Origin of the sequence: Leptolyngbya sp. FACHB-8, from assembly GCF_014695575.1 — a bacterium.
Lineage (GTDB): Bacteria > Cyanobacteriota > Cyanobacteriia > Elainellales > Elainellaceae > Vacuolonema.
Window position 1 is genome coordinate 83560 of the sequence record NZ_JACJOO010000084.1, and the last position, 24487, is coordinate 108046.

Annotated in this window: 22 protein-coding genes; 13 read left to right on the forward strand and 9 right to left on the reverse strand. The window is 50.5% G+C overall.

Annotated elements, in window-relative coordinates; all coding sequences use genetic code 11:
* The first annotated feature begins 173 nt into the window (after nt 1-173).
* From H6F91_RS23775 to pcrA, 4 genes are all read left to right on the forward strand, one after another.
* On the forward strand, nt 174-656 hold the full coding sequence (locus tag H6F91_RS23775; RefSeq protein ID WP_190772726.1) for a hypothetical protein: 483 nt from the start codon (nt 174-176) through the stop codon (nt 654-656).
* 407 nt (nt 657-1063) lie between these two features.
* A complete protein-coding gene (locus tag H6F91_RS23780) occupies nt 1064-2047 on the forward strand; it encodes a hypothetical protein (RefSeq protein WP_206754967.1) in 984 nt (327 codons plus the stop codon).
* 147 nt (nt 2048-2194) lie between these two features.
* Entirely contained in the window at nt 2195-3016 is an 822-nt protein-coding gene (locus tag H6F91_RS23785; protein ID WP_190772724.1) for a peptidoglycan-binding protein, read from the forward strand.
* Between the two features lie 476 nt (nt 3017-3492).
* Entirely contained in the window at nt 3493-5838 is a 2346-nt protein-coding gene (gene pcrA, locus H6F91_RS23790) for a DNA helicase PcrA (protein WP_190772723.1), read from the forward strand.
* 63 nt (nt 5839-5901) lie between these two features.
* Here pcrA and fmt read toward each other — a convergent pair whose 3' ends face one another.
* On the reverse strand, nt 5902-6915 hold the full coding sequence (gene fmt, locus H6F91_RS23795; protein WP_190772722.1) for a methionyl-tRNA formyltransferase: 1014 nt from the start codon (nt 6913-6915) through the stop codon (nt 5902-5904).
* Between the two features lie 535 nt (nt 6916-7450).
* Complete coding sequence (locus tag H6F91_RS23800) at nt 7451-8170, reverse strand: universal stress protein (protein ID WP_190772721.1); 720 nt, start codon at nt 8168-8170, stop codon at nt 7451-7453.
* 1782 nt (nt 8171-9952) lie between these two features.
* Here H6F91_RS23800 and H6F91_RS23805 point away from each other — a divergent pair.
* From H6F91_RS23805 to H6F91_RS23840, 8 genes are all read left to right on the forward strand, one after another.
* A complete protein-coding gene (locus H6F91_RS23805; protein ID WP_190772720.1) occupies nt 9953-10387 on the forward strand; it encodes a hypothetical protein in 435 nt (144 codons plus the stop codon).
* Complete coding sequence (locus H6F91_RS23810) at nt 10380-10763, forward strand: DUF423 domain-containing protein (protein ID WP_190772719.1); 384 nt, start codon at nt 10380-10382, stop codon at nt 10761-10763. Before H6F91_RS23805 ends, H6F91_RS23810 begins: the two co-directional genes overlap by 8 nt.
* Nucleotides 10764-11177: 414 nt before the next feature.
* Nucleotides 11178-11474 (forward strand): acylphosphatase, encoded by a 297-nt coding sequence (locus H6F91_RS23815; protein WP_190772757.1) that lies wholly within the window; start codon nt 11178-11180, stop codon nt 11472-11474.
* Nucleotides 11475-12069: 595 nt separating this feature from the next.
* A complete protein-coding gene (locus tag H6F91_RS23820) occupies nt 12070-13353 on the forward strand; it encodes a glycosyltransferase family 4 protein (RefSeq protein ID WP_190772718.1) in 1284 nt (427 codons plus the stop codon).
* A gap of 479 nt (nt 13354-13832) precedes the next feature.
* Nucleotides 13833-14474, forward strand: coding sequence for a bis(5'-nucleosyl)-tetraphosphatase (symmetrical) YqeK (gene yqeK / locus H6F91_RS23825; protein WP_190772717.1), 642 nt, complete (start codon nt 13833-13835; stop codon nt 14472-14474).
* A 234-nt stretch (nt 14475-14708) separates the two neighbouring features.
* Nucleotides 14709-15131: a ribosome silencing factor gene (rsfS, locus tag H6F91_RS23830; protein WP_190772716.1), complete on the forward strand. Its 423-nt coding sequence runs from the start codon at nt 14709-14711 to the stop codon at nt 15129-15131.
* A gap of 95 nt (nt 15132-15226) precedes the next feature.
* Complete coding sequence (locus tag H6F91_RS23835) at nt 15227-15727, forward strand: CGLD27 family protein (RefSeq protein ID WP_190772715.1); 501 nt, start codon at nt 15227-15229, stop codon at nt 15725-15727.
* A 198-nt stretch (nt 15728-15925) separates the two neighbouring features.
* Nucleotides 15926-16882 (forward strand): asparaginase, encoded by a 957-nt coding sequence (locus H6F91_RS23840; RefSeq protein WP_190772714.1) that lies wholly within the window; start codon nt 15926-15928, stop codon nt 16880-16882.
* A 75-nt stretch (nt 16883-16957) separates the two neighbouring features.
* On the opposite strand, the gene nblB is transcribed toward H6F91_RS23840, so the two are convergent.
* The 6 genes from nblB to H6F91_RS23870 all read right to left on the reverse strand — a co-directional run bounded on the left by nblB (nt 16958) and on the right by H6F91_RS23870 (nt 21318).
* Nucleotides 16958-17620 carry a phycobilisome degradation protein NblB gene (gene nblB, locus H6F91_RS23845; protein ID WP_190772713.1) on the reverse strand — a complete coding sequence of 221 codons (663 nt, stop codon included), beginning with the start codon at nt 17618-17620 and terminating at the stop codon, nt 16958-16960.
* A 115-nt stretch (nt 17621-17735) separates the two neighbouring features.
* Complete coding sequence (locus tag H6F91_RS23850; protein WP_190772712.1) at nt 17736-18209, reverse strand: CBS domain-containing protein; 474 nt, start codon at nt 18207-18209, stop codon at nt 17736-17738.
* 233 nt (nt 18210-18442) lie between these two features.
* The gene (locus H6F91_RS23855) at nt 18443-19486 is read right to left on the reverse strand and encodes a M42 family peptidase (RefSeq protein WP_190772711.1); all 1044 of its coding nucleotides are present in this window, start codon (nt 19484-19486) and stop codon (nt 18443-18445) included.
* A 178-nt stretch (nt 19487-19664) separates the two neighbouring features.
* Nucleotides 19665-20087 carry a phage holin family protein gene (locus tag H6F91_RS23860; protein WP_190772710.1) on the reverse strand — a complete coding sequence of 141 codons (423 nt, stop codon included), beginning with the start codon at nt 20085-20087 and terminating at the stop codon, nt 19665-19667.
* 107 nt (nt 20088-20194) lie between these two features.
* Entirely contained in the window at nt 20195-20377 is a 183-nt protein-coding gene (locus H6F91_RS23865; protein ID WP_190772709.1) for a YqaE/Pmp3 family membrane protein, read from the reverse strand.
* Between the two features lie 182 nt (nt 20378-20559).
* The gene (locus tag H6F91_RS23870; protein WP_190772708.1) at nt 20560-21318 is read right to left on the reverse strand and encodes a histidine kinase; all 759 of its coding nucleotides are present in this window, start codon (nt 21316-21318) and stop codon (nt 20560-20562) included.
* A 669-nt stretch (nt 21319-21987) separates the two neighbouring features.
* Here H6F91_RS23870 and H6F91_RS23875 point away from each other — a divergent pair.
* Nucleotides 21988-22752, forward strand: a complete 765-nt coding sequence (locus tag H6F91_RS23875) for a DUF6817 domain-containing protein (RefSeq protein WP_190772707.1) — start codon at nt 21988-21990, stop codon at nt 22750-22752.
* 333 nt (nt 22753-23085) lie between these two features.
* On the opposite strand, the gene H6F91_RS23880 is transcribed toward H6F91_RS23875, so the two are convergent.
* Nucleotides 23086-24426 carry an S-layer homology domain-containing protein gene (locus tag H6F91_RS23880; RefSeq protein ID WP_347280079.1) on the reverse strand — a complete coding sequence of 447 codons (1341 nt, stop codon included), beginning with the start codon at nt 24424-24426 and terminating at the stop codon, nt 23086-23088.
* Between the last annotated feature and the right edge of the window lie 61 nt (nt 24427-24487).

Genomic DNA, 24487 nt, shown 5'->3' on the forward strand with positions numbered 1-24487 from the left:
TTCTAAAACCCTTGCTTTTGCGTGCGCAAAGCGCACGCAAAAGCAAGGGTTTTAGAAAAACTGTCCAGAGTATTGTTAGATGAAACTTTGGCCGTGTACGCTGCGTCTACCCCTAGAGAAGCCTGCAGAATTGCCGCGAATAAGTTTCGATGAACGTGTTTGGAAGGAGCTCTATGCGCAATCAATACTTCATCATGACTGGCTTACTGGGAGGTTTTCTCCTGCTCGGTCATGTGACAGAGGGAGCCGCCCAAGCTCAGACTCAAACCACAGCTCCTACAGCCAACCAGCGTTTTGTTTGGGAACCTGTCGCCCGTATCGAGAATCCTCGCTTTCCCGTCCAAATCTCCCTCCTAAACCAGACCGGGATTGATTTGGACTATGGCTTTACCGACACTTCCAACGCTAGTCCCAACACTCTGGCCCCTAACGCACGGGCAACCCTGACACTCACCAATCCTTCCGTCCTGCTTAGCATTAACCCCATTCAAACCAGTACGGATAGCAACATTCCACTCCTTTTATTTGATGTCAGAGTGCAGTCAAACAACGCCATTGAGGTCATCCTCAAGCCAGGTAGCGGTAATGATTTGACTGGCGATGCGATCGGTCAAGTTTTAGATGTACAAGAATCAGGCGGTATTTTTGTGTACTGATGCCCTGGGCAGGTAGTTTCAAACCTATAGATAATCCGCCCGGCATTCCATCCATTTCAGAACCTTGAAAAGGCTCACTTCGTGCGGTTTTTCAACCGTAAACTAGCCTAACCAGATTTTGTCAGGCTATATAGCGCTGTGCGGGTTGATTAAGTACGGTGGTGTGGGGCACTAAGTGCCCCACACCACCGTTGCTGTACTTAACGCACTTGCACATTGCTATAACATCAACGCATCAAGCATTGCCCGATTGAATGAGGTAAGAGAGGGGCATGGGGCTCATCTCTTACCCCTCCCTTACCTCATTCAATCAGAAAGAAGTATAAGTTCTGTCTAAATAATTGTGCTGAAATAAACTGTTGTTCCTATAATCTTTGGCAAGTACTGCCATTGACGGGGAGGCATCGGTGAGCAAGCTACAAAACCGTTTCAGTTGGATGTTCTGGAGTGGTTTTTATTTAAGCCTGGGAAGTTTCGGGCTTCTGGGATGTAATCGGCTGCCGGACTTAATAGCAACTGGTTCTAAAACCTCAGAAGCAGCGACCGCTTCTCCCCCCCCTGCCAATATGCTCTGTGAGACCCCCGGTTACCTGGCAAAGGTTACAACCCTACAGGGGCAACCCCACCTCACCTTCGGCCCAAAACCAGACGCAAACACGCTCACCGATGCCGCACCGGTTGCCATGACCGAAAATGACGACGGCAGCCGCACCTATTCAATTTCTAAAGATTCCACCACTTATGCCCGTTTCTATTTAGACGGGACCTGTCTGACGCAAGTCGTAGCAGCTGATAGCACAGTCAGCGTCGAAGAAGTTGGCAAGACTTCTCCTGTTGATCCCCCTGACGAATCTGTTGCCTCCTCGAGCCTTGAGCAGCCGGATCAATATCAGCAGGGCTACGATCTGGGCTACAAAGAAGGCTTTCAGAGCGGCGAAACATTTCGTCGGGAAAAGCGCGAAAACACCCCCGAACTTGCTTTTCCAGCCGATTCGGCGAGCGGCAATGAGAGTTACGACCGGGGCTACCGGGAAGGCTTTTATGATGGCTTTGCCGGAGGCTACGACAGCTTCATCAGCCAGGAGCCAAATCAGAATAATTTAGCTATGAGCTGCGCTGGAACGATTGTGAATAAATTTGATTTCACGGCTTACTACACTCGAGAGTCTGGATTCAACCGCATTGATCTTAAACCTCACCAAAGTAGTCAAACTCTCACCGCGAACCTAAGCTATGACCGTAAAGACGATAAAAACCATGAGGTTTGGCGCGGCAATATCGCCCAAATGGAGGATGTAACGTTAACGCATCTATCTACAAAAGATCCTAAACCGGGAGACGAGGTTTCTGTTAGTTACGACAATGGTTTAGGAAAAGCAAATTGTCGTTAAGCTCAGCCAAATCCGTAGAATTGTAGGCTAAACTGATCGCCACAACCAGAGTTGTCCCCTAAAACCCTGGTTTAGAGCATTTTCAGCCATTTTTAACCAAAATCGGCTGATGGTTCTGTTCATCTGTTTTTGCGTGGGTAAGAACCTATGGAAAATTTCGCTTTCCTTCATGCCTTTGCCGCCTACGAAGACCCCTCGGAAGCGCCGAAGGTCCGCTCTCTAGAAGATATGGGTTTAGTCAATCCAGCCATGCTCGGGATAGCCGCAGGGGCGATCGCCGGGTTTATGGTTTTGACTACCCCCTCGGATGCTCAAGCCTATACTGAGTACGGCGATCGCGGTGCTGCCGTCTACGAAATTCAAAGTGTTCTGAATGGTTTAGGATACAGCGTTGGTCCATTAGATGGCGTGTTTGGTTCTGCGACACGACAAGCCGTAATCAATTTTCAACGGAACAACGGGCTCTCCGTAGATGGTGTGGTTGGCCCTGCGACGGCCTCCGCTCTCGGTGGGGTCAGCTATGACCCTGACCCTGGACAAGGTGGCAGCGGTGGTGGCCCCAATACGGTCACAATTTCCACCAACGGTAGCCCATTGACAGTGCGTTCTGGTCCGGGTACAGGTTACGCTGCGATCGACTACATTTCGAATGGCAGCAGCGTTACTGTTGTAGATTATTCGGGCGGTTGGTATGAACTCGCTGGCGGCGGTTGGATTTCGTCTACTTGGACCGTCGGCGGTGGCGGCGGTGGCGGTGGCGGTGGCAATCCCGGTGGTGACGGTGGCTCCGGCTCTATTCGAATTTCCACCAACGGTAGCGAACTGGTAGCTCGCTCAGGCCCAGGCTCGGGGTATGCCGTTACTGGCGGCTATGGCAACGGTGCTGTAGTCCGGTTCTACGACTACTACGGTGGCTGGTATGAAACTGACCAGGGCTGGGTTTCTGCAAGCTGGGTTTACGAACTCTAAGCTCTAATTTGCTCCTGTTGCCAGGCCGTCGAACCTGTAAAGGACAGTCTTTCTGAGGATTTCGCCCTAACACATGGGTTTTGAACCCTGGCCTGAATACCTAAGCAAGGGCTGATGTAGTCGCTACATCAGCCCTTTTTGACGGACCTCTATGAAAACGCTCAGGCATGTGAACGGCCGACCCAAACAAATGTATTCTTGAGAACCTACAGCAATGTGCGGGTTGATTAAGTACGGTGGTGTGGGGCACTTCGTGCCCCACACCACCGTTGCTGTACTTAACGCACTCGCACGTTGCTATATACTTTGTGCGAGTTCTCCAGAATTACAGAGGGTTTTATCACCCGAAATGGCGAAAATCGCCCTTTGCCAAGTACCCTTCTCAACCCTTAGACTGTAAACTCTGAGCACCCACTGGATATAGCTCCAAGCCTTGGGGGTGATCCATCCGCTCTCCTCCTCCCTCCCCCGTTCCAATGCCGCAAACCTTAGACTTTCTAGCCCAACTCAATACCTCTCAGCGTCGCGCCGTTGAGCACCACTGTGGCCCACTGCTAGTGGTTGCTGGGGCCGGTTCTGGCAAAACGCGTGCCCTCACCTTTCGTATTGCCAACCTGATCCTGAACCATCGGGTCGATCCGGAGAACATCCTCGCAGTTACCTTCACAAACAAAGCTGCCCGGGAGATGAAGGAGCGGATCGAGAAGCTTTTCGCTGAGCAGGAAGCTCTTGCACAGAAGGGCAAGCCCCTGGAAGCTTTGCACGAACGGGAGCAGATGCGGCTCCGCTCCTATGTCTACAAGAACATCACCAAGGATTTGTGGATCGGTACGTTTCATGCCCTCTGCGCCCGCATCTTACGGTTTGACATCGAAAAGTACCAGGACCCTGCCGGGCAACGTACCCGGAACTTCTCCATCTTTGATGAATCTGATGTGCAAAACCTTGTAAAAGGTATTGTCGCTTCCAAAAATCTGGACGATAAGAAGTTTGACCCGCGATCAATCCGATACGCCATCAGCAACGCTAAAAACCAGGGCTTCTCGCCGATGGATGTAGAGCGCGAGCAGCCGAACTACCGGGGTCGGGTAATTGCTGACGTCTATGCCGAGTACCAGAGGGCCCTGGCAGCTAACAATGCCATGGATTTCGACGACCTGATTCTGGTTCCCGTGCAACTCTTCCGCCAGAATGAGCAGGTGTTGGCTTACTGGCACAAACGCTTTCGCCATATCCTCGTGGACGAGTATCAGGATACCAACCGTACCCAGTACGATTTGATCCGGATGCTCGTCACTAATGGAGCTAGCACTGCCGACTTCGGGGATTGGAATTACCGCTCCGTTTTCGTTGTGGGCGATGCCGATCAAAGCATCTATTCCTTCAGAGCTGCGGATTTCCGCATTCTGCTGGGGTTCCAGGAGGATTTTGGCGATGGGTTGCCGGACGATGACACCCGCACGATGGTCAAGCTGGAGGAGAATTACCGCTCCACGTCCAACATCATCGAAGTGGCGAATGAAGTAATTGACAACAATACGGAACGCATCGACAAGGTGTTACGGGCAACACGGGGTGAAGGGGAGCCCATTTACCTGTTCCGAGCAGACGACGAGACACAGGAAGCGCAGTTTGTTGTCGGTCAAATCCGCCAGTTACGGGACAGTAACCCCGAGTTGGATTGGGGTAGTTTTGCAATTCTCTACCGGACCAACGCCCAATCGCGTGCGTTTGAGGAAGTGCTGGCCCGCTTTCAGTTGCCCTATACCATTGTGGGAGGGCTGCGATTCTACGATCGCCGTGAAGTCAAAGACGTGCTGTCCTATTTGCGGGCGATCGCCAACCCTGACGACAGCGTCAGCATTGAGCGGGTCATCAACGTACCCCGACGCGGCGTGGGCAAAACCACCCTGGATCGGTTGAAGCAAGCGGCCCAGCAAACCAATGTCTCCCTCTGGAATATCCTTTGCGATGAGACATCGGTACAGACCCTGGCGGGGCGATCGGCCAAAGCGGTGTTTAGCTTTGTCGACATCATCCAGAAATATCAGGAGCAGCTAGAAACGGCCTCGGCTTCTGAAATCATGCAGGGCATTCTGGAGGACTCGGGCTACATTGCCGATCTGCAAACTCAGGATACTGACGAAGCCCAGGATCGCATCAGCAACGTGCAGGAGCTTTACAACGCCTCTCTGCAATTCCAGGAGGAAAACGACAACGCCTCCTTAGTGGGATTTTTGGCAAATGCTTCCCTCGCCTCAGATCTGGATAACTTGGACGAAGGGAAGTCTTCCATCTCCCTCATGACCCTCCACTCCTCTAAGGGACTGGAGTTCCCCGTTGTCTTTTTAGTGGGTCTGGAGCAGGGGCTTTTCCCTAACTATCGCTCCTTAGAGGATCCGGCTTCCCTGGAAGAGGAGCGCCGCCTCTGCTACGTGGGCATTACCCGTGCTCAGGAGCGGCTCTTCATCACCTATGCCCGAGAACGCCGCCTCTACGGCAATCGCGAACCGGCCAGCCCCTCGCTCTTCCTGGCAGAAATTCCACCAGAACGGCTAATCAGCAATGTGGCAACAGCTCAGCCCAAAAAGATGGCAACCCCGATGAAAGAAATGCGGGCACGGGCGATCGCGGCACCCAATCCCAATGCCGTCATCTCTGATTGGAAAGTGGGCGAGAAAGTGATGCATCCTTCCTTTGGCCCCGGCCAGGTTACCCACATCTTTGGTACCGGCAAGAAGATGTGCATTGCCGTCAAGTTCCCTGATTTGGGTCAGAAGATCATCGACCCCAAATTAGTTCCGCTTCAACGGGTCCAATAAAAATGCTTTGTGTATGGTGTTTCGCACACCACACACAATAAGCATACATAAGTTCCGTGAAGGCTATGCCTGTTTGAGTTGTGGCGTTCCAAACCGCTCACCTACCTCTAGACGGCTACCGTTCACAAAGTCTGCGCCACTCTGAGCTTTCTTCCCCGGTAGCTGAATCTCCTGGAGCAGCAGCAGCCCCTCACCTGTCTTCACGACAGGCCCCCAGCCTTTGAGAATTGTGGCGATCGCCCCAACCTCGATCTCTGCTTGCAGGAAAGGCTGCCACTCCGAAGCCAGAGCTTGCAGGTCTGGCGGTAACTGGTCATCCACGACACCCAGGGGAGCGGTTTTTAGCAGTTTGATAGAGCTATCGCGAAAGGTTGCCACGCAGTTTGGGAAAAAGCCACGAATCTGGTTGTGGAGGGCGATCGCCCCTTTCCCCCAATCTACCCAGTAATCTGCTTTCTGAATGAGCGGTGCATAGGTGGCTTGTTCAGCATCCTGTGGCTCGGCAATCAGCGTTCCTGCTTCCAGGCCATGCAGCGTTTGCACCAGCAAATCCCCTGACTGCGCTGCAAGCTTTTCGGCTACGTCAAAAAAGGTATCAAATAAACCAATGGGTACCTGACCTTTGATCAACATGGGGCCGGTATCCATCCCCGCATCCATCAGCATCGTGGTAATGCCTGTCTCAGTCTTGCCATGCACAATGCTCCATTGAATGGGAGCAGCCCCTCGGTAGTCCGGGAGTAACGATCCGTGACCATTAATACAACCGAGGCGGGGCATGTCTAAAATTTCTTGAGATAAGATTTGCCCATAGGCAACGACAACGAAGGCATCGGCTTCATAGGAACGCAATGCATCCAGGGTTTCGGCATCACGTTTCACTCTCCTGGGTTGCCAGACGGGAAGATTATGGGTTTGGGCGATCGCCTTCACTGGAGATGGGCTTAACTCCTTCCCCCGCCCCCGCCGCTTATCGGGTTGGGTTACCACTGCCAGCACCTCAAACCCCGGTTCTGCCAGCAACCGCTCCAGGCTAGGCACGGCAAATTGGGGCGTTCCAAAAAAGACCAGTTTCATGGACACCTGCATGATTACTCAGCAAATACTATCAGCAATTCTTAGTATGGGCATCAAAGCCAAGAGTTCACGCCCTACGGGCGTGAACTCTTGGCTTTGATGCCCGAAAACCGCGTGCCAAAGGCGCGCGGTTTTCGGGCCTGATTTCAAAATGAGAATTGCTGAAATACTATAGCTTTTGTACCGATCGTTGCGGCAAAGGGAGAGACTAGTAAGCTGCAGCCTAAGTTCGCGACCCATGTTTTTGTGTGGGGTGCTTCGCACCCCACACAAAAACATGGGTGATGGATTTTCGCCTCAGCGTACTAGTACAAGAAATCTATCTATATCGAGTGGTATGAGGCACTTTGTGCCCCACACCACCCACCGTTGCTCTATTTAACGCACTTGCACATGCTATATGAAGCAGAGTTCGGGTGAAGTACGGGCTTGCGCTCTGATAAACCTCTTAGGCCAAAACTTAGCCTCCTGTTTCTGTCCTCACTAAATAAGGGCAAAAACAAGAGGCCAAGTTTTGACACGAAGTGTGGAGTAATTAAAACTCTTCCAATTGATGAGGAATACCCCAAATTGGACAGGGAGACAGGGGAGCCAACTGACGAACCAGTTCATGCTCTGGAGAGCTGCAGCCCACCACAATCAAGTTAGCATCAATCTCTCGGGCCACATTCAGCAACTCGTCAGGGTAGCTACCAAAGCGCAGGTGAGCCTCTAGAGAGCCACGCCATTCTTCCGCCAGGCAGCGAGCCTGCCAAAGAATGCAATCTGCCTGATCCAGGAGATTCTCAGGAGCAGGGATTGGCTCAACCTGGCAGACCGTCAGACAACTTTGGGCTGCCTGGCTGGCTAGCACGTCCGTACTACGACGCCCCGAAGAAAACACGGGTAGCCCCGAAGCGTGGACCAAATCGGTGCGCGTAGAGGTCCGTGGGTACGGCCAGGCCGATCGCCCTCCCAGATCAACAGGATTTTCGCGAGGTGGCTGTTTGCGCCGATCGACGATATACACCACATGCACCAGCACTCGGGTTTGCGATGCCAGGCGAGTTTGATGGGCAATCCACAGGGCCATATCCAGGGCAATTTGGCTATTGGCAGAGCCGTTGTAGCCAATTAGCACATTCATGGTTTCCTTGGAAGAACGCTCATCCTCACCCCCACCCAGAGTTAGGCCTTCAGACAGAACGATTTGGCTTGCCAGATCCTTCCATCCCAGGGCATTTTGTAAGCGCACCAGTGTGGATTTAATCTTCACCGTGGTTTCCCTCCGTCAACATGGATGAGCCAAACTTTGAAGGTTCAAAAGTCAAAAGTTGCAACTTGAAGGATGTCATGGAAAGCCCAGATAGGGATACAAAGCAGTTGCCCCTATCACAGCCATAGAGAAGCTAGTTCTAGAGAATCAACCGGGCTCTGGCGATCGCCTCTAACAACCAGAACCTTCCTGTAAAACAGCACCCCAAACCATTAATCCGGAAACACCCTTTCAGTCCTGCAAAAACTGAACAAGCTGAATCAACAGAAGATCTGCTTCAACTTATTCGTGCATAGACAATCGGCCACTTTAGGAACACACCGAATAGAGCCTTGCACTCATCTATTCTCTACCCAAAGCCAGTCAGAACTGCTCGATATTGAGGAGAGGAAGGCCACCTCCATCCAAAACCCGATAATTCTGAGGTCTATACAGGGGTTTTCTAAGAAGACAAAAACGATTATAGGCAACCTTTTCGGGCAAAGGTAGCTCCCTAAGGAGTAACCATAGCTCAGCTTAAGACACGTCAGCCATCCCGATAGAGGTTCAGACCACACTCCTCGTTCCTGTGTCAGGAAGATAAAAACGAAGGGATAAAACTTAACCCAAAAAGTACAAGGCCGGAACCAAGATGCAGTGAAACTTTTACCATTTCGCACCATCCAGTTACATGGATGAAAAGATACATAGTTTCAATTGCCGAAACTCAGCTTAACACCGGCAACATAGATCGTCAATGGGACTTTTCTTTCCGTAGGAAAGTCAAGAATAGTAACAAAATGGATAGCTAGTTTAGGCTGTATTTTGCATACAAATAAGGACCAATTTAGAACACCTCAAGAGCACATGAAATAAGCTTTTCAAATAGGGCCCAGGAGGATCTCTAATCGAGAATCTATACTTACCTCAAATGATGCTGGTAAACCTGTAATCCAATACACTTGCTGGGAATTTCCACGAGATGTAGCCAGGTTTACAAATTACAGCTACATGCCTCGTAGTAAGCCTCTCATTCATCTTTCCCTCTTACATGGAAGCTCTAGTCGCTCAACCCTATGGATAGTGTGTATCGAGCCGGAGCCCTTGTTCTGTCATCGCTCTATGCAGCAGAACAAAGACTCCGCGTGCCAGCTCAAGTCACGGATACGCGTGAGTTTACCTATAAGTTTGAGGAAGAGGTATATTTTGCATCCTCATCTTCAAAACACCAGAAACGCTGATGGTGACCATATAAACAATCGAAAGCTTTGCGATCGCCAGGCTAAAGCTCTTAATTGTGCTTAAAAACACCTTTAAAAAGAGATCAGCCTCACCCAATAATGCCAGAGGGAAGGCAGGTGAGGCTGGAGACGCAGTTAGGAGGTATCTTGTTTTTAAGACTACGCCTACTATTCTAGTTTTTCGTTCCTCTTAAGGTGTTCTTAAGTTTACGAATAAGAAAATCTTGTTTTTCTCAGAAAATCGTTACCTTCACTACCCAAAAGCCCTATTTTTTACTAAAGGATGTTACGAAACTCATGCAAGGGTTGAGTTAACAAACCTGTGCTTCTGACAAATCAATAATTTCTACTCAACAGAATTTCAAAAAAGAGAATCATTCTGTGATTTAGGATGAAGCCTCAAAAAATTCGAAACCTCTTACTTTAGATAGTTTTTATATTCACGTCCTGCACCTGTTTAAAGGCAAGCAGAACTCTTATTCTGTACCGCAACGCAAGGCAAAATTGGAGTTCTGTTTTCCGGTGTACACGTCAGCACTGTCCCACACACGCAGCGCCTTTTATGGGATTCCGCTACCACGCCGCCTTTGTAGCCCTGGCTACGCCCGAATTGGAGCGGTTAGTCATCTTTTATCGCTCATTTCTAGGACAACCTCCCGTCACGTTTATTCCCCAGCAATATGCCGAGTTTCATCTCCTGCAATTGCGTTTAGCACTGTTCAACCCCAAAACAGAACATCGCACTGAGTTTGTGGCCCCTGCCGGAGCCGCCCTTAGCATTTGCCTGGAGGTTGAGCAGTTAGAGACGGCGATCGCCCACCTCACAAGCACCTATATCCTTTTGCAAGAGCAAGGATTGTGGCACGACACCGTCCCGTTAGGGGAACTTCTCACCCCCTCCCATGGGCGTGAGATTTATGCCTATGATCCGGATGGCAATCGTCTCATCCTCTATGAGGCAGCATCAACAAACCGTGCGGAGCCTACCCATGACTGAATCTCGAATATTCTTAATGATGGGAGCCATTTTAGGAGGCCTGGCCGTAGCCTCCGGAGCTTTCGCTTCCCATGCCCTGTCTGAAAAACTGACTGAGAGGGCTATAGAAATTTTTGAGACGGCCGCTCGATATCAGATGTACCATGCTCTGGCACTGCTAGCGGTTGGCCTTTGGCTGAGCCGAGTAGATGAGGGGCGATCGCTCCTTGTCACAGCCGGAGTTGCTTATCTAATTGGGATTCTTCTGTTCTCAGGAAGCCTCTACGCCCTTAGCTTGAGTGGCATTAAGGGGTTGGGAGCCGTCACGCCTCTGGGTGGAGTGGCGTTTCTGGTGGGATGGGGGTGCTTGGCGATCGCAGCCCTTTCCTTCAAGTAGAAATGTTGTTCTGGTCTTTCAGCAGGGAAAGTCCAACTTTTTTCTTGGCTTACATTTTTCAGCACAACTCAGAACCCTGGTTTTGTCACCGTGAAGCGACGGCAAAACCAGGGTTCTGAGTTTTGGTTGGAGTAGATGCAGGATATTAAGGAGATTTCTGAGAAACAATATCCCCATTATTTGGAAAAAAGGCGCGGCTTCGCCGCGCCTTTTTTCCAAATAATGGGGAAGTTCTTATCTGGAAATCTCCTAACTCCTCACTGAGCAACCGTTTTATGCATAGGCTCAATGAAGTTGTGAAAGCAACAGGACGTTTCTTAAGGCACTTCGGAACCTATCCCTCTTAGCTACGTCCCCTTTTACGGCAGACTGATGAATAAAGGGACCTATTACTCTGTGCGTAAACCTAAATCTATGGCACTACAAGATGCCCACCAGGCAATCATCAGAGCCCATGTTTTTGTTCAAGGCCGTGTGCAGGGGGTTGGCTATCGAGCCGCCACATGGGATACCGCGATTCTGCTGAAACTCAAGGGGTGGGTACGAAACCTGCGAGATGGTCGTGTCGAAGCCGTCTTTGAAGGAACCTCAGAACAAATTGAGGAAATGATTCGCTGGTGCCATCAAGGCCCGCCTACTGCCCGAGTAACCAGCGTCCAGGTCACTTACGAAACCCCAGAGCACCTCAAAACATTCCAGGTTACCCAGTAACGGTCCTTCGGACAGATTCTTTAAAGTTCCTGCTTTTGCATGCGCTCAGGTCCATCAAAGCAAGAACTTTAAAGAATCTGTCCGGTGCAACTATCCTCATCCCAATAAGCCACAGCTATGAAGGAAAAATTAACAGATTACTTATCGCTCATTACTCTCCATATAGGGGAAAGGAGAATACTTGCAATCCTTGCTTAAACAATACAAAAACTTTGTTAAAACTTCACGGAAGCTTTATATAACATCGCAGAAAAGTGAAGCTTCCTTGAAGAGCTACGGGATTCCACGGAACACCCAAGAGCAAAACGTTATTCTCATCCCCAGCTTCCAGTATGACCCCCATGCTATTTCCAATTGCATCTATAGCTAGAAACAACTTTCAGCAATATGCAACTTGTGAAGTAGTTCTTTGAAGCAAATGCTTGTTCCTGAGCTTAAGTAACCATCCAGATGTGATTCTGCCTTGCGGAGTAGGTCTCTCTCTGAACGGTAGGATGCCATAGCGCCTCAGTTGAAATAGCCTGGAGCAGGTTACTGAGTACCACAGGTCATTCTGTTCAAAACAAACCTCAGCCTGCGTTGTGTTCGGGGCTATATGCGAATCCTCATTTATTCCTATAACTATCATCCAGAGCCCATCGGTATCGCGCCACTCATGACCGAACTGGCCGAAGGGCTAGCCAGTCGAGGACACACTGTGCGTGTCGTCACGGGTATGCCCAACTACCCTGAGCGCCAGGTGTATCAAAAATATCAAGGCAAGTTTTACTGCACTGAAGAGCAAAATGGTGTCACTATCCAGCGAAGCTATGTGTGGATCCGGCCTCAACTCGGATTAATGACTCGTATTTTGCTGGATGGAAGTTTTTCGGTTACGAGTTTGATACAAGCGTTACGGGGCTGGCGACCCGAAGTTATTTTGCTGACGGTACCGCCTCTACCAACCTGTGTTCCGGCTGCGCTCTTACGATTGATCTACAAATGTCCTGTGGTTATTAGCCTGCAAGACATTCTGCCAGAAGCAGCGGTTAAACTCGGCATCCTGAGCAATAAATGGGCGATTCGTTTGTTTGAATTATTAGAGCGGTTTGCTTACCGAACAGCCAGCGCTATTGGAGTCATCTCAGATGGCTTTATCGAGAATCTCATGGGGAAAGGGGTGCCCCGCGACAAGATGCATTGCATCCCTAATTGGGTAGATGTCAACTTCATTCGCCCCCAAGTCCGAGACCCCAACCCTTTTCGTATCAAGCACCAGTTAACGGGTAAATTTGTTGTGCTCTATTCGGGTAATATTGCTCTGACTCAGGGCATGGAAACCGTCATCAGAGCTGCAAAATTACTCCAAGACGTCCCTAACATTGTGTTTGTCATTGCGGGCGAAGCGAAGGCACGTCAACGCCTGCAAACAATTTGTGAGGAGTGTCAAACAAACAACGTCATGCTCCTACCCTTTGAGCCCCGAGAAAATTTGCCACAGATGTTGGCAGCGGCAGATGTCAGTCTCGTGGTGCAGAAACGAAACGTAATTGCTTTTAATATGCCGTCTAAGGTTCAGCTTCTCCTGGCCAGTGGACGCCCTATTATTGCCTCAGTTCCCCTGAATGGTATGGCTGCGAGGGCAGTTTCTAAGAGCCAGGGCGGCATGGTATTGCCTCCAGAACAGCCCGATTTACTAGCAGACGCAATCCTGCGGCTGTACCACAACCCTGCTGAAGCCGAAGCAATGGGCGTCCAGGGTCGTCACTATGCCATTCAACATTACTCGTTAGAACAGGCACTCGATAGCTATGAAAGCCTATTTACCAAGCTTGTTGGAAAACCCCCAGCAGTAGAGCCACCTACGCTGCGACCGGAAGAAGTGACAACAGGGCACTAATACCAATCCAATCAACCATAAATCCGAAAGCTGTGTCACTGACTTTACAGGCGACGTATCTTTTAGGATTTATGGTTACTTCACCCTTCCCCTACGTCCTGGCAATCCTGCATGCCACTTGGGGTCGATGGTCATGTTCTAGATGTGTAGATAAGGGTGCGATGGAAGGGGTGCTTCGTGCCCCTTTCATCACACCCTTACCTATACAGTGGACTACCCGCCAGGGTAAGCGATCGCTCTAACATCTAACACCCTATACAGTTAGCCTTTGTCCCGTCAGTTGAGCCATCTGCAGCAATCGGAAGCAGTCCTCCCACTCACTCCACCTGACACTAGCAATATAAAGATAAACTGGAGAGGACGACTGACTCATCTTGCGTAAATCGAATGATGGGTTAGTAGTTTTGTGTAGGAACCTGGATCAAGCCCAGTTGAGAGTTTGACCTGGGCTTCCGGAGACAGATTTGGGAGAGAATCGGATGGCGTTTTTGGATGCAGGGCTACGCACGCAGGTATTGGACTGGATGGCGAATCAGGTGCCTGAATCGCGGATTGCTCACGTATTGCGTGTGGAGGAGATGGCGATCGCCCTGGCCCAGCAACATCAACTTGATATTGAAAAAGCAGCCACGGCAGGTCTGATGCATGACCTGGCCAAGTACTTCAAACCCAACCAACTGTTAGCAATGGCAACGGCTGAAGGGTTGCTAATTGACCCCGTCGCTTATGCCAATCCACATCTGCTTCACGCAGATGTCAGCGCCCTCGTAGCCCGTGATGAGTTTGGAGTTCGGGATCCCGAAGTTTTAGCCGCGATCGCCGACCATACCCTGGGACGGCCAAATATGGGACCATTAAGTTGTGCCGTATTTCTGGCTGACACTCTGGAAGCGGGACGAGGCGATAGTGAAGAACTGCAAACTTTGCGCCAAATAAGCCAACAAAATCTCACCCGAGCGGTGTGGATGACCTGCGATTACACTCTGCGTTATTTGTTAAACACTAGCCGTCTCATTCACCCCCTGGCGATCGAAACCCGCAATAGTTTTTTGCATCGCGATCGCTGGCACGCTGAGCTTCCCAATGTCCAGGCGGCCCCACCCTATAGCATGGCTTCCTAAGCCTTAATGCGGGTAAAACCCGAAGAACCTATCTCCCCAAGTTTGAACATTGACGAAGCAAAGTCTTTAGAGAGGCCGTTTTGGGGCTCGGTGCATACAAAAATTAACGTCCTGAGCACTGTCTTTTGCGAGATTGTCTATCATATCCGTAACCCTCTCTGAGATCTCGATTATCCAGCTTCACTAAACAACTCAACTGCAACGACATAGTCGATTTGAGGTATTAAATACTGAATGATCCATCAATCCTCCTTTAATCCCACCACTACACCCTATTCCGCATCGACCCCATCGCGAACGGGAAAGGACGTGAGTGGTGAAGATTTGGCGTTGACCATTGCCCGGGCTGCTGATGACCGCAAAGCGGTCGATACCGTTGTACTGAAAGTCTCTGACGTTTCCTATCTGGCGGATTACTTCGTCATTACCTCAGGGATGTCATTGCCTCAGGTACGGGCGATCGCCAACAGCATCGAACAAGAGGTGGGAGATACCTGGCAGCGGGCTCCCCGGCGTGTGGAAGGGCAGTCAGAGGGCAATTGGATTGTGATGGATTACGGCGATGTAATTGTGCACATCTTTATGCCCAAAGAGCGTGAGTATTATGGTTTAGAAGCCTTCTGGGGCCACGCGGAGCACGTTTCTTTCACGCCGTAAACGTTGATTTTTCGTGTGTTTTACACACGAAAAATCAACCCTTTCCAAAAATTCAGTAGCCCGATAGATTTAGAGGTACGTTATACGCTGGTTCCATGAAGTCCTCTGCGCCTGTTTGTCCCGTCCCCACAGAGCAGCAGCCCATTAATGAATTCCGTGACCTGACGGAATCCTGGTTTTTCCGGTGGGCCACCCTCGATTGGTGGCCTTACGTTAAACCACTCATCGTGTTGTGGAGCCTTAGCTGGGTCATCGTTTGGCCTGTGGCCGCTATTAGTTTTCCACCGGTCAAAGATCCCGGTCATTTCTTTGTCTGCGGAGTAGTGGGTGCTTGTGCCCTGCCCCTCCTGGCCCTAAGTAACCTGGCGCTGGGATGGTTGTATGTGCGCGATCGCCTGCGCAAAGAAACCATTTTCTACGAAGAATCAGGCTGGTACGACGGGCAAACCTGGACGAAGCCTGAGGAAGTGTTGCAGCGCGATCGGCTGATTGTCAGCTACCAAATCAGCCCGATTATGCAGCGGCTGCGACGTACTTTCTTATTCTTTGTGGGATTATTCTTAGCTTGTGTATTCGCCTGGCTACTTCTTCCTTAGCGCTCGTTGAAACGTTAATTTTTCGTGTATCCCTACCCTGAAAAAAACAGCCCTCTCTCAGCAGAAAAACCTTGAGAAAAGGTGGTGTCTGGCGTTTCATTTCGCGTCTGAATTGTTCCTCTGAGATTGCCGCTGACCGTTATGATGATGAGGTTGTGCAGGGTTTTCCTGCCGAATTAAGGAATTGCTTGTATTACCATGACCCGAGGAAAACGCAGCCACTCCGCACCGGAAGTCGAAGTTCGCCTTTTGCGTGAGGGAATTATCGAATCCAGGCACCACGTTCAGGCGGTTGTGGCCGATGAAAAAGGACGAATTCTCTCGGTGGCCGGGGATCCCGAAACTTCCACCTTTATTCGCTCAGCGTTAAAACCCTTTCAAGCCCTGGCCGTTACAACTACAGGTACGTTAGAGCGGTTGAAGTTAGGCGATCGCGACCTGGCTATTATGTGCAGCTCCCACCGGGGTACACCAGAACAGGTACGGCAAGCCTTCAATATCCTCTGGCGCGCTGATATCGACCCCTCTGCCCTACAATGTCCCATCCCTGAAGGCAAACGCAGCCCATTGGAGTATAACTGCTCCGGTAAACACGCCGGAATGTTGGCTGTAGCGAAGCAAGGCGGCTACCCTCTCAGCTCCTACATGCAACGCAATCATCCGGTACAAGAACTTATTCTGGGCAAAGTTGCCGAACTTCTCAAGATGCCGGCTGCGGAATTCATTTCGGCACGGGATGATTGCGGAGTTCCGACTTATTTCATGCAATTGGGACAGATTGCTACCCTCTATGCCCAGCTAGCCTCTGGCAATAGCCTCGATATGGAGCGCATTCTCCGCGCTATGACCCATCACCCTAATCTGATCGCGGGGGATGGCGAATTTGACACTGAACTGATTCGTCTGACCGCTGGGGAAGTGGTTAGCAAATCGGGTGCGGAAGGCGTGCAGTGCGTCGCTCGGGTCGGCGAAGGGTTGGGATTGGCCATTAAAGTCATGGATGGGGCGAAGCGAGCCAAGTACGCTGTTGCTACTCAATTGCTCAGGCAGATGGGTTGGATTACCCCCTCCATCGCAGAAACTCTATCCGAGAAATATATGTCTCTGGGCGACATCAAGCGCTTGGATGTTGTGGGCGAACTGACTTTGTTGTAATTCAGTCCTAATTCATAAGAAAAAGAGGGGGGCTTCTGCCCCCCTCTTTTTCGAAGACCGGGTTTTAAGACCGAATTAGGCGATCGCATTCCGCGCTTCTTGGGCCACGGGTTCCGCCTTGTCGCCCAGCATTCCCTCAATTAATTGATGGGCTTCGGGGTCTTGCTTCATGCGGCCCAGCGCCTGCACAACTCTATAGCGCACCTGCCAGTCAGAATCTTCTACAAATGGGGCCAGCAGCGAAATTGCCCGAGGGTCACCCAGTTCGCCTAGAGCTCCAATGGCTGCCGTTCGAACCAACTCATTCTCTGATTGGATAGCGTTCTGCAACAGCTCAAACCCCCGAGGATCGCCCAATTCACCGAGGGCAGCGGCAATGCTGAACTGAAGCAACCATTCCTGGGTGCTGTTGAACACCGTTTGCATATCGTCAAAGGCTTCCGTCAATTTTAGAGCGGCCAGGGAATCGGCGGCAGCGGCCTTGACATCGGTTTCAGGGTCATTGTTGAGGCGATCGCGCAACACCTGCAACGATACGTCTCGATCCTGTCCACCCAGCGAGGAAAGCTGGCTCACGGCTGCATAGCGCACCCGCACATTGCTATCGGTGATGACAGGTTGGATCAGGTCAAAAGCCGTTGCTGGTTCCAGTTCCCGGAGTTGATTTACCCCTCGTAACCGCTGACCAAAATCTTCAGCTTCTAGCAATGCTTTGACTGACTCTGGCGTAACACTCATGCGTTCCCCACTCCTAAAGCGTGAATTTATAACCAGTTGAAATAGCGTGACGATTGGCACACCCTCTGGGTGAGCCGAAGAGGCCAATAAGACCCGCTCAAATAACAGCTCAGGTCTAAATCGTAGAGGCCATGTGGCGAATGATGTCGCCGCGGGTCAGGATGCCCACCAGCTTTTCGCCTTCTACCACCAGCACCCGATGTACATCTCTCTCATGCATCAGGTTGGCAGCATCTCGCAGTTCAGTTTCAGGCGTTACGGTTACCAAATCCCCTTTGCGACGGGCACGGGTCATGACTTCACCCACGGTTTGCCCCAGGGCTTTGTGCAATTCCCGATCATATCTGCTGGGGTTTTCCAAATAAATCACACTATCCAGCAGCATGATGTAAGCAGGTGGTGTTACCCCCGACTCCTGCCACATCAAATCCCCCTCTGAAATGACACCCACCAGCCCCCCTGCTGTATCCTGCACAGGCAAGCCACTAATGCGTTTCTCCGCCATTAACTGAATGGCTTCTTTCAGAGGCGTTTCCGGAGTCACCACGATCGGATCGCGGGTCATGACTGCGGCAACCGTTGTTGTCATAAAGATCCTAAAAATTTCAATGTGTTAAACCGTATACGCCTCATTGTAAGGAATTGTGGAGAGGGGACGGTTGGGGTTTACAGGTTTTTACATGGATGAGTCGGTTGGAGGGGAAAGGCAGGAGGCAGAAGGCAAAGGAAAGAAGATTAGAGGTGGAGGTTAGAAGACCATTAATCCTTCGTAATTCTTTTCTACCCATTACTTTCTTTCTCTTCCCTCCTACCCTCTGCCTTTCAAAATCCCATTTCACAAAAAGCCTTCAGAATATGGATGCAATTGGCGATCGCCCCTAAATGCGCAATCTCATACCCATGCGTATTCTGGGTTGGGAATCCGAGGCAGGCGGCACGACCAACGTGACCCATTTTCATGGCGATGGAGGCATCGCTGCCAAAACCGCTGATGGTAGCGAATTGGATGGGGATGTTGGCTTCCATGGCGGCGGTGGCGATCGCCTGGTTCAAAAATTCGTCGTAGAGGCCGTAGTTATCTTGGGCCAGGAGAACGGGGACGGGTCCATCTTCGATCGGATATTCCGGTGAAAGGGGACAGATTTCTAGCGCAATCAGAGCGGCGAGGCGATTGCGGAGGGTAAAGTGGAGGGCACCGATCGCGCCTACCTCCTCTTTCGCAGAGGCGACAAGATAGACCGTCAGTGGCGGTTCTTTAAGTTGCTCGGCCAGGGCTAGCAGGATAGCGACAGAGGCTTTGTTATCGAGGGTATAGCTGGCAATATAGTCCTTCAGGCGAAAGGGATGTTTGCGGTGCTTGCCGACGACCATACGGGTGCCAGGGCGAATGCCGGCCTCCTCCAGTTCCACCAGATCCCGTTTCGTCTCGACCCAGGCATCCTCCCAGCGTACCGGGTCATTCTCCTGCTGCACCTTTTGAGGCGATTCGTGAGAGACGTGACGGGAGCCAAAGCTGAGAATGCCGCTGAGGGTTTGGCGATCGCCCAGCAGGTCCACGACGCCTTCCCCATACACCCAGGGAAATGCTCCACCCAGACGCCGTATCTGCAAACGCCCATCGGGTTCGATGGCTTTGACGATGCCGCCGATTTCATCTTTATGGCCGGTAATCGCGATCGCCCGCTCTGAGTCCTGACCAGGAATTTTGGCAACAACATTCTCGGCATCATCTTTCCAACATTCCACCCCCAATGCCTGAAGTTTCGCAAGCAGCCAATCATCCACCTCTGACTCCACACCACTGGGTGAGTGGCACAGAACTAATTCGGTAATGCGATTGAAGAGAGCATCGAAATCTAAACTCATAGTGCGTTCAGGAAGGTGGTGAGCTACTTATCAGGTTAACGACCCAAATATAGAATGTGCGCGGCACAGAGCACCGCGCACATTCTATATTCAGGCTTTCTCGGAATCCCCAAACCGTTAGGGATTTAAGGAGACAGGGAGATCCAGAACTCTCACAGTTCCGAATCATGGCATCTATCTAAGCGTTCTCACCCGTGGTGGTTTTAACAGGGGTGTTGAGAGGAGCGCGGTTGCTGCCTGCGATCGCATCAGGGCTACGCTTGGCAACAAAGTAGTTGTTCAGGAAGGTGCTGGCGAAGGACAGCACAACGGGGCCAAATAGGAAGGCCAAAGGCCCGGACACGATAAAGCCAGGAACCAGGACAGACGCCAACCAGAAGCACAGGCCGTTCACTACCAGGGAGAACAGACCCAGAGTCAGGAAGTTAACAGGCAAGGACAACAGGTTGAGAACGGGCTTCACGAAAGCGTTGACGAAACCAATGGCAAGCGCTGCCACAATGGCCGCAGGGAAGTTAGCCAGGTTTACACCGGGCACTATCAGGTCGACCACTAACAGGCTCAACGCCGTAATCAAAGTAGTCAAAAAATATCCAAACATAGGTTCTTACTCCCAAATTGAAATTGAACCGTTTACACTAAATCGATTTATCAACAGCGATTCACCTCTTGTAGCTCTGCCTGGAACAGGCAGAAGCTACAGGTGAATTAGCGAATTTCGCCCAGTCTTTCGTCATGCTTAGCGATCGCCCATACTGCATGGATGATGCCAGGAACATAACCCAAAACTGTCAGCGCAACGTTAATTAAAAGAGTGGGGCCAAAGCCATAGGTCAGCAGCACGCCAACGGGGGGAATTAAAACAGCAAACAGGAAACGAACGAGTTTCATACGAATCTCCTTGTAATCATGGGAAGGACTTAAAAAGCGTTTACAAGCGCTTACTCCATACCAGGCGCTACACAGATTCTTATAGAGATAACCTGTTGGTTTTGTGTAGCCACCTATCTAATGAAAGGCGTCTTGAGAGGATCTATCTTTCGACAGCCTTAAAACTATATCGATGGGCCCATTTACAGTTTTTTAGAGGTTATCCACAGATCCTTCAGTTTTTCTTTGATTTGCTTTTCTTTGTGAGCCAGAGCAGTACCTAGATCGCTCAGTTTTTGCTCAAATTCAACCTTTTGTTGATGGCCTGGGGCATTTCCGCTCTGCTCCATTTTGGTTTTGGAGTCGTCGTACCATACCCGAGCAGTATCCAGGTGCTTTCTAACATCTTCATAACGTTCGCCATAGCGAGCCGCCAAATTGGCATCTAATATGGCTAGCTGGGCTTTGAGTTTGCCATATTGCTCTTGCATTGAAGCAAAGGCTTCAGTATCCCGAAGATTAGCAATGACGGATGCAATAACAGCTTGCAGATGAGTTTTGTCGTTCTCATTACTGGTTTCTTCAATCTTCACGAGAGCACCTTCGATGTCCGACTGAAGCTGTTGCTCTTGCTCAATGATTTCGCCCTGCAATATATCAACTTGGGCCTGGGTTTGGGCGATCGATTGCTTGCGTTTTTCGCTAATTCCTTCGACGGCCCCTTCTACTGACGCACGCAGGCTCTCAGCAGCATCCTGGCCTTTTTCTTTTACGTCATCAGCAACGGCGGCAATGGCATCTCGAGCAATCACACCAATCTCGCCAGAGCCTTCTTTCAGTTCAGCGATCGCCTGAGAAACCGCTGCTTTCACAATGGCTTTGATGCGATCACTACGCAACCCACCTTCTGACTTTGCTTTCTGCAAATCTTCCGAAACTCTATCTCGAATCGAGCCTGACATAAGCTTTCTCCTTCACGCAATGACAGGCCGCCAGGTCATCGTATCCGATTCGAATCCAATTTCCCGACAACGCTTTAATCCTACCAAGCGAAACTTTTATATGCTTATATCCTGAGTTCGGTACATGCGCAAAAACAGGTAGTAAAAACCGCACCGAATGCGGTAAACCGAACTATCCCTTAACCGTTAATAAAAATGTTTATTTTTTAGATGCAAAACATTTCAGCATTCAACCGTAAATAGGAGTAGCCGAAATAGCAATTTAGATAGATTTAAGCCAATAACCCCTTGGTTGAATTGCCGTAAATCAGGTAGCTTTTAATACAAGTTTCTTCTGTATGAGCGACTGAAGAGCGATCGCCATCCATCCACTCATACGTTTCTAAGAAACACATCTTCTTGATATAGCATTACGCGCTTTAACCACAGGGAGTCTGATAGTTCTACTTAGTAAGAGACTACCTTCCTGTACAGATCCAAAACTAAAACTTAGAGCACTGGCTTCTATATCGGCTGAATGTACAAAAACTCGAATTCCTAAAATTCATCAAGAACGACATCTATGTCTTTTAACCGATACTGATATAAATAACGGGCTATAAAGTTAGCATTACTTTATTCTCAAATCATCCTGTTGACGGGCTATTAAAATTCATCTGGGGTACAACCATGCACGCTTACGCCCAAACGAATTTACAGCTTTACAATCAGCTAGTTGAGGCTAATTATTCTGAGCCCGATTTGCAGTATGTCTTGAAGGGATACGAACTCGCTATCACACTCTTCTCAGGACGTTATCGCGCAAATGGCAAACCCTTTCTGGCACACCTGGTAGGAACAGCCAGCATCCTTGTAGCCCAAAAAGCTCCCATCCAGGTTGTTGTAGCAGGTCTTCTCCATGCTGCCTATGCTCAGGGAAACTTTGGCAGCGATCGCAACGGAGTAACCAAGACAAACCAGAAGACTGTCATCGCTGCTGTTGGCGCAGAAATAGAATCCCTCATAGCACACTACACGGCTTTTCCATGGAACGTGCAGTCTATGGAGAAAACCCTTGAGAACATCTCAACGCTAACGCCAGTTGAACAGCAAATTATTCTCATACGCCTTGCTAATGATCTGGAAGATCATTTGGATTTCGGGATGCTTTACTGCCAGAAGCTAGAGACTGCTCCTATAGCAGACGAAATTGCTCTGGCTACCAAAATAGGTAACATCTTAGGCTATGCATCTCTGGTAAAAGAACTCAGTCAAACCTTCCAGGAAAGCACTACCGTTGCTGTTCCCAATGTCCTGAAACGTAACGAAAAGGTCTCTTTCAACAGTTCGCCTCAGGCCCAATCGTCCTCAGCCCAGTGGCAAATCCTTAAAAATCGGCTTCCTAGCCCAATCGTTTCAAGCCTCAAACAAGCCCGAGCCTTCTTGCGCACTTAGGAGATTTCCAGATAAGAACTTCCCCATTATTTGGAAAAAAGGCGCGGCTTCGCCGCGCCTTTTTTCCAAATAATGGGGATATTGTTTCTCAGAAATCTCCTTAAACGGGTAAGAGACGGTTTGAAACGTTGATTTTTCATGCGCTATGTCACAGAAAATCAGCGTTTCAAACCGTCTCTAAGGAGGTTTCTGCATAAGAATTTACCCAGAATGTTGGTGCTTTGCCCGCTTCGCGAGCAAAGCACCAACATTCTGGGGGTAATTTCATTACTGGAAATCTCCTAAGACAACGGGCGTGACTGAAAACACCCCTTGTCTTAGAGTTTATTAGAGCTAACCAGCAGAGCCCGTTGCATTGACTCCATCGCCTTCCGTGCCGAAATGCCAGAGCACGGCAGCGGCTTCAGCACGAGAGACGGGCTTTTTCGGCTGGAACAATGTAGTGAAGCCAAATGCCCGGCGAATATTAGACAAATCTGAGTTCTGGAAATCCGCCAGCACCGCCTTTTGAGCCCGAGGTTCAATTTGGCCCACATCCTGAAAACCCCAGGTTTGTTGAATCGCATCCAGGCTTGCCTGGGGCAATGCTTGCCGCGTATCCAATGGCACCTTCCAGAGTATTAAGTCCTCCCGAGTCAGCGGATCATTGGGGCGGAAACGGACGGTGGTACTGCTACCTGATAGAGGACTGGGAATGAGCCCCGCGTTCGCCAAGCCCTGGATCGCGGCAAAGTCCGGGTCGGAGGTAGGAACATCCTGGAATGTGGGGCGATCGCTCGCCACTGCCAACCGGATCTGCTTCCCTGACGCATCGTTAAATAACGCGTTATTCGTTGCGACTAACCATCGCGCGTACTCTCGCCGGGTGATCGTCTGATTCGGCTTAAACTCCTCGGGGTTTTGCGTCACTTTCAGCACCCCCAAATTCGCCAGGTCGCTAATGTAGGAACGCAACTCCGTAGGAGCCTGATCAATATCCGAAAAACTTTGTGGGCTCCCGGCAGGGCTAGGACGAGCAGACGCAGAGGCGTTAGGAGAAGGTCGGGTTGCCCAACTATCCGTCAGAGGTGCTTCTGTTTCTCCATTGTTAGCACTTCCAACCGTCGCGTCTCCTGGTGCGGCATCGGCGGTCGTACCCGAAGAACCGTAGCTCAGGGTAAATTCCGTCAAGGCTTCAGGACTGGGGGACACTGAAGGGGAAGGACTGCCTTCTGGGGAAGCCTGAGGGGAATCAGGTGACGTCTCAGGTGAGGGGCTGCCAGCTAGAGACGCATCCGCGAGTACCAGACGCACCTCCAATCCATCTCGGGTGGCAAACAGGCGTGTCTCGTTGTCCGACTCCAGGCTCCAGCCATCTTTCTGAAACTCCTGTCGGTAAAACTGCGCCACCTGCGCCGCAGCATCTCGCGTTGCCCACAGGGTCTGCACCTGGGAAGTCGCTCCACTGGTTCCACTACTGTCACCCGTGACCGATCGCAACACGGCCCCCGGGTACTGCGGAATCTCCTGAGGAAAATCTGGCGGCAAATTGGCCGTGGCTTGCAGATCGTTTGTCCCCTGTTGCAACTGCGGGTCAGGAGCAAAGGCTCCCTGTAGCCCTCCGCCTGCACAGGAACTCAGCGGCAGCACCACCGCCATCAGGATTCCAGCCCACACTGCTGAACGTCGCACCACGATGTAGCCCTAACCTAATGTTTTGTAACAGCACTCCTACGCTAGCGCATCGGATAACGTG

Coding starts and splice junctions, on each gene's coding strand:
- H6F91_RS23815 (WP_190772757.1), top strand. CDS start 11,178: ATGGCACTACAAGATGCCCACCAGGCAATCATCAGAGCCCATGTTTTT.
- H6F91_RS23835 (WP_190772715.1), top strand. CDS start 15,227: ATGAAGTCCTCTGCGCCTGTTTGTCCCGTCCCCACAGAGCAGCAGCCC.
- H6F91_RS23875 (WP_190772707.1), top strand. CDS start 21,988: ATGCACGCTTACGCCCAAACGAATTTACAGCTTTACAATCAGCTAGTT.
- H6F91_RS23810 (WP_190772719.1), top strand. CDS start 10,380: ATGACTGAATCTCGAATATTCTTAATGATGGGAGCCATTTTAGGAGGC.
- H6F91_RS23785 (WP_190772724.1), top strand. CDS start 2,195: ATGGAAAATTTCGCTTTCCTTCATGCCTTTGCCGCCTACGAAGACCCC.
- H6F91_RS23805 (WP_190772720.1), top strand. CDS start 9,953: ATGGGATTCCGCTACCACGCCGCCTTTGTAGCCCTGGCTACGCCCGAA.
- pcrA (WP_190772723.1), top strand. CDS start 3,493: ATGCCGCAAACCTTAGACTTTCTAGCCCAACTCAATACCTCTCAGCGT.
- rsfS (WP_190772716.1), top strand. CDS start 14,709: ATGATCCATCAATCCTCCTTTAATCCCACCACTACACCCTATTCCGCA.
- H6F91_RS23840 (WP_190772714.1), top strand. CDS start 15,926: ATGACCCGAGGAAAACGCAGCCACTCCGCACCGGAAGTCGAAGTTCGC.
- yqeK (WP_190772717.1), top strand. CDS start 13,833: ATGGCGTTTTTGGATGCAGGGCTACGCACGCAGGTATTGGACTGGATG.
- H6F91_RS23860 (WP_190772710.1), bottom strand. CDS start 20,087: ATGTTTGGATATTTTTTGACTACTTTGATTACGGCGTTGAGCCTGTTA.
- H6F91_RS23775 (WP_190772726.1), top strand. CDS start 174: ATGCGCAATCAATACTTCATCATGACTGGCTTACTGGGAGGTTTTCTC.
- H6F91_RS23870 (WP_190772708.1), bottom strand. CDS start 21,318: ATGTCAGGCTCGATTCGAGATAGAGTTTCGGAAGATTTGCAGAAAGCA.
- H6F91_RS23865 (WP_190772709.1), bottom strand. CDS start 20,377: ATGAAACTCGTTCGTTTCCTGTTTGCTGTTTTAATTCCCCCCGTTGGC.
- nblB (WP_190772713.1), bottom strand. CDS start 17,620: ATGAGTGTTACGCCAGAGTCAGTCAAAGCATTGCTAGAAGCTGAAGAT.
- H6F91_RS23850 (WP_190772712.1), bottom strand. CDS start 18,209: ATGACAACAACGGTTGCCGCAGTCATGACCCGCGATCCGATCGTGGTG.
- H6F91_RS23855 (WP_190772711.1), bottom strand. CDS start 19,486: ATGAGTTTAGATTTCGATGCTCTCTTCAATCGCATTACCGAATTAGTT.
- fmt (WP_190772722.1), bottom strand. CDS start 6,915: ATGAAACTGGTCTTTTTTGGAACGCCCCAATTTGCCGTGCCTAGCCTG.
- H6F91_RS23820 (WP_190772718.1), top strand. CDS start 12,070: ATGCGAATCCTCATTTATTCCTATAACTATCATCCAGAGCCCATCGGT.